A 6,426-nucleotide genomic window follows, 5' to 3' on the forward strand; every position below is an offset into this window, starting at 1 on the left:
AGTATTTCAAACAAAACGACTCTTATATTGGCGGAGTAGATGTTGGAAATTTTTCATCTTATTATTATTGGAAAAGTAAGACCCTTTTTCTATACGTCCGATTTTATCATGAACAATTTAAAAAAATTTAAGTACTTATCGTGAAAATTTTTTTAATATTTCTTATGTTCGATACAAAACTTCTGGCAATGCGGATATTTCTACTTGGGAAAGGGGGGTCGGACCGACCCTAGCTTGCGGTTCTGCAGCGTGTGCAGCACTTGTGGCTTTAAGGAAGATTTACCCCATATCACAAGTGAGGCTTTATTTTCCAGGAGGCCCCATCAGTGTTTTCTATTGTGAAAAAAAAGGGTACGAGCACAAAGCGTCTTCTGTGTACGAACGATGTGTTTGTGGGGGGGGGTAGTGAGATAGGATCAAGGATCTTTTACCTGGAAAACCAGGGGAGCGTTACAGCAAAAGATAGCCTCCTGTTTGTGAAGGCTGTTTTATACCGTCACCGTGCAGGAATTTCGTTTCCGGAGAGGTTTGGCGATTTTAAAGCTATTTATCACCCGCTTTACGAGGTAGAGCCAAAAGGGGGGATGGAACAGAGTATTTGAGACGCCGAAAAAAGACGACAAAACGACTGCGCGATGATCGATTTCACGATTGCGCGTGCCAACTAACACAGTGCTGGCTCTAAAAAAGACGAAAACCAAGCTATTGGATGATTCGCTGGGAATTTAAGCGCTCAGAACCTATCTTCACAGTTAAGCCAACCGACGAATCAGTAGCATTGAATGGGAGATCATAACGTCGTGTTTTTCCGATTGAACGTCTATTTCATACTCCTTGGCTAATCACCTAAAATGATTTAGCCAGTCAATCAAATGTTCTCTTCCCCCCCCCTTTCGCTAAAATTGCCCAATCTGGCCGTAATACGTGCCGAAATTTCTAAGGTCTTTTTCAACATATTTTGAACAAACTCTTCAAACGTTTTACAAGAACCAGTATCTGCGCATATGCCTTTAATCGATAGATATTTTACACCCGCCTTGTCAAAACCTTGCATCTCGCAACAGTATCATGTGTAGTTGCTGCGTGAGCCTTCACATGAAAAATATGTACTAGGGTATCCGTGACACAATCCCTTGATTTATAGCTTTGTCCGTTGTTTTGCACTTTGTAAGTTAATTAGACTGTAGGGTGGATTGTCTCGTCCATTGTTTATCCGGCTTTTTTCCACAAGATCTCTTATCATTTTTTTCCAAATTCCGCTTTGTATTGCTTGCATGTAAAACCTGTACACACTTTTCCATGGAAGAATATTCTTGCAGCAAAAGCGTCACTGATAGCCCGTCTTTAGGGGATAAAACACCCTGTTAGTAAGTGCTCTCTTACGTTTTTTACCACAATTTTCTGTATCAAAATGAGATTTATTAAATCTCTGTTGTGTGTCACTCAAATCTCTCGGATAGGGCATGTCATTTCATTTACCTTCTAACTAAGCTTTGTATCAGATTTTATTTAAATTGTGAAGACAGGTTCTAAGTTTCGCTTAAGTATTTGTTTTTTAAACTTGAAATTTTCAAATTTCTCTTAACCAGTTAAAATAATTTTTTTTAAGTAAAAATAAATAAAATTTTATGTATTTTTTAATTGACAAAAATAATTAATTTTTTATTATAAAAAAATGATTTAGTAAGGGGGTAAGGAAGTATGGTTCATACGCTTTCCACAGTTTCTTTTCAAGGAATCCAGGCTTTATTGGTGGAAGTTCAAGTTCAATTTGTTTCCGGAAGTCTTCCAGGGCTGAACATTGTTGGGCTTCCAGATAGGGCAGTGAACGAGTCCAAAGAGCGGGTACGTTCTGCCCTTCAATCTATCGGAATTGGATTTCCTTGTAAGCGAGTTACTATTAACTTGTCTCCTGCAAATATTCTAAAAGAAGGAAGTCATTACGATTTGCCTTTGGTTTTAGGGATGTTAATGGGGCTTGAGATTTTACCTCCAGAGCTTAGAAATACCATCAGCTTGGGGGAACTCAGCCTAGATGGAAGCATTAAACCGGTGGCGGGGGTATTAAGCAGCGCATTGCTGGCAGCATCTTTGGGGCGAACGCTAATTTGTCCTGGAGCGTGTGGGCCAGAAGCACGCTGGGGAGGAGAGCTTTCTATTTTAGCTCCACATCATTTATTAGAGCTAATCAATCATTTTAAAGGTACTCAAGTGCTTTCTACACCGGAACCGATTTTGGATGTTTTGTCTTCCCCCGTGGAGCATTTTGGGTTGATTCATGGGCAAGCTCACACCAAACTGGGGTTGGTGATTAGCGTTTCTGGAGGGCATAATGCATTAATGATTGGTCCACCAGGAACGGGAAAGTCTTTATTGGCAAAAAGCACTATGAGTTTATTAGATCCCTTGACCCCAAAAGAAGCTTTAGAAGTGACTATGATTCATAGTTTATCTGGAGTTTTAAAAGAGGGAAAGGGATTGATGCGTCAACGTCCTTTTCGTTCTCCCCATCATTCTGCTTCTATGGCTTCTATGGTGGGGGGAGGCTTAAGAGGAACCCCCGGGGAAATTTCTATGGCGCATCAAGGAATTTTGTTTTTAGATGAGCTTCCTGAATTTTCAAGAAGTGTTCTAGATGCTTTAAGGCAATCTATGGAAACACGACAAGCGGTTGTGTCTCGTGCTAATTATCATGTAACGTATCCTGCAAATTTTCAGCTTATTTCTGCTATGAACCCCTGTAAATGTGGATACTTAGGAAAAAGCTCAAAAGAATGTCGTCAAGCTCCTGAATGTGGCACTCGGTATCAACAAAATATTTCAGGTCCTCTTTTAGACCGTATCGATTTGTTTATGAACGTTTCAGAAGTGGATTTCAAAAATTTTCCAGAAGCAACGGTTCTTGATAATTTAGACTATACTCGTGCACTTATTCGTCGCGCGCAAGATCGTCAAAGGATTCGCTATCAGGGGAAAGATTTTCAGTGTAATGCTCTATGTCCATCAGATTTATTAGATCAAGCCTTAAACATGAACAAGCATTCTAAAGATATATTATTGAAAGCTGCAAATCTATTTGATTTTTCTATGAGAGGATTCTATCGTGTTGCCAAAGTTGCGCAAACCATTTCAGATTTAGAGCAAGCAGAAGAAATTTTACCAAGCCACATGACTCAAGCGTTAAGTTATCGTGTCGAGCAAAGTCCGAAAAGGCGATAGTTGAGGTTTTTAAGCAAATGTGGGATAATCAAGGAAATAAAGTGTGTTGAAGGTTATGTTAAGTCATGGTGTACGTATCTAAATTCAAAATAGCATGGCTGATGCTTTTAGTATGCGTCAGTTTGATGTTGGTGTTACCTAGCTTTGTTTCTTCCAAGTTTATTCCTAAATGGATACCGCATAAAAAGATTGTTTTAGGTCTTGATTTACAAGGAGGGGTTCATTTAGTTCTAGAAGCGCAAACTAAGGATTTGTTTAAAGATCAAAGCAATCAATACGCTTCAAGATTAAAAAAAGCCTTTTTAAAGGCTAAGGTAGGGTATAAAAATTTACATTTTGATGAAAATACGATTTCTTTTGAACTTCAATCTTTAGAAAAAATGAAAGATATGGAAAAAATTGCAGATAGCGTTTTGGGTAAAGATATGGAACGTTCTGTGAAAGATAAAAAAATTAGCTTTTCCTACAGCAATAGTCTGCGAAAAAACCTTCAGCAACAGGCATTGAATAGAAGTGTTGAAGTTATTCGGAAGCGAATAGATGAAACAGGAACTGTAGAGCCATTAATTCAAATTCAAGGGGATCGCAGTATTGTTTTACAAATTCCAGGATCTCAAGATCCAGAGCAGGTTAAAAATCGGTTAAATAAAACAGGGAAATTAAATTTCTATTGGGTAACAGAAGAAAAGTCTTCTAATACTTGGGAATGCAAGGATAGAGAGGGGCGGGGATATCGGCTGGATAAGGAAATCGTTTTGACAGGTGAAGATGTTGCAAGTGCAAAAGCAGATTACCACGTATCTGAAGATGGACAAAATCGGCCTTGCGTTTCTTTGATGCTTACTTCTCAGGGAAGCAACCAATTTTCTGAACTTACTCGACAAACTGGAAAAATTTTGGCTATTGTCTTGGATCGTACAGTTTTAAGTGCTCCTAAAATTCAATCTCATATCCCCAATGGTCAAGCAGTTATAACAGGAAGTCAAAGTTTAGAAGAGTGTCAAGAATTGGCTAGTATGATTCGTTCTGGATCTTTACCGGTGGCGTTGACTGTTTTAGAAGAAAAGGTTGTGGGGCCGGGAATGGGATCAGATTCTATTCAAAAAGGAATTTTTGCAACAATCGTGGCAATCGGAGCGGTGGCGCTTTTAATGTGGTTTTTCTACGGATGGTTTGGAACTTTTGCAGTGATAGCTGTGGCTTTCAATTTGTTATTTTTGATGGCGATTTTGATTTCTATGAATGCAACGCTTACTCTTCCAGGGATTGCAGGAATGTCTATCACTGTTGGGATGGCGGTGGATGCCAACGTGCTGGTGAATGAGCGCATCAAAGAAGAGTTATTTTTGGGGCGTAAGCTTTTGCCGGCAATTGATTCGGGGTATAGAAGAGCAATGAATTCCGTCGTGGATTCCAATCTAACAACGCTGATAGCTGTAGCTTTATTGTTTGGGTTTGGAAGCGGTCCTGTAAGGGGATTTGCAGTTACTATGGCTATTGGAATTGTTACTTCTATGTTTACAGCAGTTTCTATGACGCGTACTATGGTAAGTTTTTGGCTTCAAAAATTTCCATCGCGATCCATACTGATTTAAGGGGGGGTATTATGGCGCTTTTTTCTTTTTCTCGTTTATCTTTGCCGTTTTCTTTAACAAGACACTTGTGGTTTCCCATCACGCTGTTGTTAAGTGTTATGATTCTTATGATGGGGTCGTTGTTGTATAAAGGGTTAAATTGGGGAATTGATTTCAAGGGAGGTATTTTGTTGGAGGTGCGTTTTTCTCGTCTTCCCGATTTGGAAAAAGTACGTCGATTTGTTCAACAGTCAGATAATTTTGGTAAAGAGGCAACCATTCAGCAGTATGGAGATGCAAAGAGGCCAATGATTTTAATTCGTGCTGCAGAAAAAAAATAGACATTCCTTCTATTCAAAAGCGTTTTCAGACGGCGCTTAAAGACTCAGTGGTTTTTGAAAAGTACGATCATGTAGGGGCTAAGTTAGGAAAAGAGCTTATGAAGGCCAGCACATGGGCGTTGTTATTTGCATTGTTTGGGATAGGGGGGTATATTTGGATTCGTTTTGATTGGATGTTTTCTGTTGCTAGCTGGATTGCTCTTGCTTACGATTGTTCTGCATTAATACTATTTTTTTCACTTTTTTATCAAGAAATTGGTGAAGGGGCCATGGTGGCTTTTCTAGTCACAGCGGGGTATTCTGTAAATGATACGGTGATTGTTTTCGATAGAATTCGGGAAAATAGAGGCTATAAAAAGAATTTAAGTTGTGCAGAGTTGGTGGATTTAAGCATCAATGAGACGCTTTCTCGTACAGTCCTAACTTCCATGACGACGCTTGCCGCGCTTTTGGTTCTTTATATTTTGGGGGGAAGCGTTATAGCAACCTACAGCCTTCCCATGATTATAGGTATTGCTTCTGGAACGATTTCCTCTATTTTAATCGCTGCCCCTGTTTTCTATCTATTGTCTCAGTTTGATAGAAAGAAAAGAGCAGAAGGCTTTTGACACAAGTATGTTTAAGATTGAACAACTGCAATAGGACGTAGGTGGTTCTATTACAAGGGGAAAAGATTAAGGAAGTTTTATTATCCGACAAAGGGTTGGAGCTCGTTAAATTGTTGAGGCTCTTCTGATTGACGATCAGTCGTCATGTAGAGGAGTATAAGGAATATCAAAGGTTTAATGGTGTTAAGCGGGGACTCTGTGAGTAAGCTGAATGTTTCACAAACAGCAAAATTTATCGTACATTTGGAAAGCTACGACGTATATGAAAGCGATATCTGCGCTTCATGTTCTTGAACCCTATGGCTAGGTATGACGTTGTGGCTGTGCGCCCATAATTTTTCATTTAAAAAGCTAGCGGCACGGCACGCAAAGGCAGATCCAGCCAAGCAGGAATCGTTTATTCATTATTACAAGACGGTGATGACAATACCGCATAAGTGTTGAAAGTGTCAAAATAAATGTTTAACAGCATTGAAATCCCCTCCTGAAATAATAATTAATGTTTTAATAAAAGATTTCTTTAGATCTCATGTAAATTGAAATAATGGAATTTTGAAGCCCTGCAGTTTCTTTCTAGCCTTGTATATTAAAAATAATAAAGCTGTAATCAGAATCATATAAATATACACTTTCATACCATTTAAAGAATGACTCAAAAAATGCTTATATCCAAGATTTTGTTTG

The 6,426-nt window shown here is 38.9% G+C and carries 8 protein-coding genes; 6 read left to right on the plus strand and 2 right to left on the minus strand.

The genetic code is table 11. The features are described from left to right. The first annotated feature begins 262 nt into the window (after window positions 1-262). Window positions 263-406, plus strand: a complete 144-nt coding sequence (locus tag HE1_RS09350; RefSeq protein ID WP_206537241.1) for a hypothetical protein — start codon at window positions 263-265, stop codon at window positions 404-406. Window positions 407-868: 462 nt separating this feature from the next. Here the strand turns inward: HE1_RS09350 and HE1_RS04390 are convergent, their stop codons facing one another. Both HE1_RS04390 and HE1_RS09025 read right to left on the minus strand, forming a co-directional pair. After that, the gene (locus tag HE1_RS04390) at window positions 869-1,054 is read right to left on the minus strand and encodes a hypothetical protein (protein ID WP_035545141.1); all 186 of its coding nucleotides are present in this window, start codon (window positions 1,052-1,054) and stop codon (window positions 869-871) included. A gap of 118 nt (window positions 1,055-1,172) precedes the next feature. Then, window positions 1,173-1,331 carry a hypothetical protein gene (locus HE1_RS09025; protein WP_162531261.1) on the minus strand — a complete coding sequence of 53 codons (159 nt, stop codon included), beginning with the start codon at window positions 1,329-1,331 and terminating at the stop codon, window positions 1,173-1,175. Between the two features lie 370 nt (window positions 1,332-1,701). On the opposite strand from HE1_RS09025, the gene HE1_RS04395 reads away from it, so the two are divergent. The 5 genes from HE1_RS04395 to HE1_RS10395 all read left to right on the plus strand — a co-directional run bounded on the left by HE1_RS04395 (window position 1,702) and on the right by HE1_RS10395 (window position 6,186). Beyond that, on the plus strand, window positions 1,702-3,219 hold the full coding sequence (locus HE1_RS04395; RefSeq protein WP_035545143.1) for a YifB family Mg chelatase-like AAA ATPase: 1,518 nt from the start codon (window positions 1,702-1,704) through the stop codon (window positions 3,217-3,219). Window positions 3,220-3,284: 65 nt separating this feature from the next. Continuing rightward, window positions 3,285-4,814 (plus strand): protein translocase subunit SecD, encoded by a 1,530-nt coding sequence (secD, locus tag HE1_RS04400; RefSeq protein ID WP_023491210.1) that lies wholly within the window; start codon window positions 3,285-3,287, stop codon window positions 4,812-4,814. Between the two features lie 11 nt (window positions 4,815-4,825). Then, window positions 4,826-5,134 (plus strand): hypothetical protein, encoded by a 309-nt coding sequence (locus HE1_RS04405; protein WP_035545148.1) that lies wholly within the window; start codon window positions 4,826-4,828, stop codon window positions 5,132-5,134. An 11-nt stretch (window positions 5,135-5,145) separates the two neighbouring features. After that, a complete protein-coding gene (secF, locus tag HE1_RS04410; RefSeq protein ID WP_278243339.1) occupies window positions 5,146-5,742 on the plus strand; it encodes a protein translocase subunit SecF in 597 nt (198 codons plus the stop codon). A 309-nt stretch (window positions 5,743-6,051) separates the two neighbouring features. After that, window positions 6,052-6,186, plus strand: a complete 135-nt coding sequence (locus HE1_RS10395; protein ID WP_152531116.1) for a winged helix-turn-helix domain-containing protein — start codon at window positions 6,052-6,054, stop codon at window positions 6,184-6,186. Window positions 6,187-6,426 lie beyond the last annotated feature (240 nt).

Source organism: Holospora elegans E1, from assembly GCF_000648275.1.
In the GTDB taxonomy this organism is placed as follows: Bacteria; Pseudomonadota; Alphaproteobacteria; order Holosporales; family Holosporaceae; genus Holospora; species Holospora undulata_A.

Coding starts and splice junctions, on each gene's coding strand:
- secD (WP_023491210.1), top strand. CDS start 3,285: ATGGTGTACGTATCTAAATTCAAAATAGCATGGCTGATGCTTTTAGTA.
- HE1_RS04390 (WP_035545141.1), bottom strand. CDS start 1,054: ATGCAAGGTTTTGACAAGGCGGGTGTAAAATATCTATCGATTAAAGGC.
- HE1_RS10395 (WP_152531116.1), top strand. CDS start 6,052: ATGACGTTGTGGCTGTGCGCCCATAATTTTTCATTTAAAAAGCTAGCG.
- HE1_RS04405 (WP_035545148.1), top strand. CDS start 4,826: ATGGCGCTTTTTTCTTTTTCTCGTTTATCTTTGCCGTTTTCTTTAACA.
- HE1_RS04395 (WP_035545143.1), top strand. CDS start 1,702: ATGGTTCATACGCTTTCCACAGTTTCTTTTCAAGGAATCCAGGCTTTA.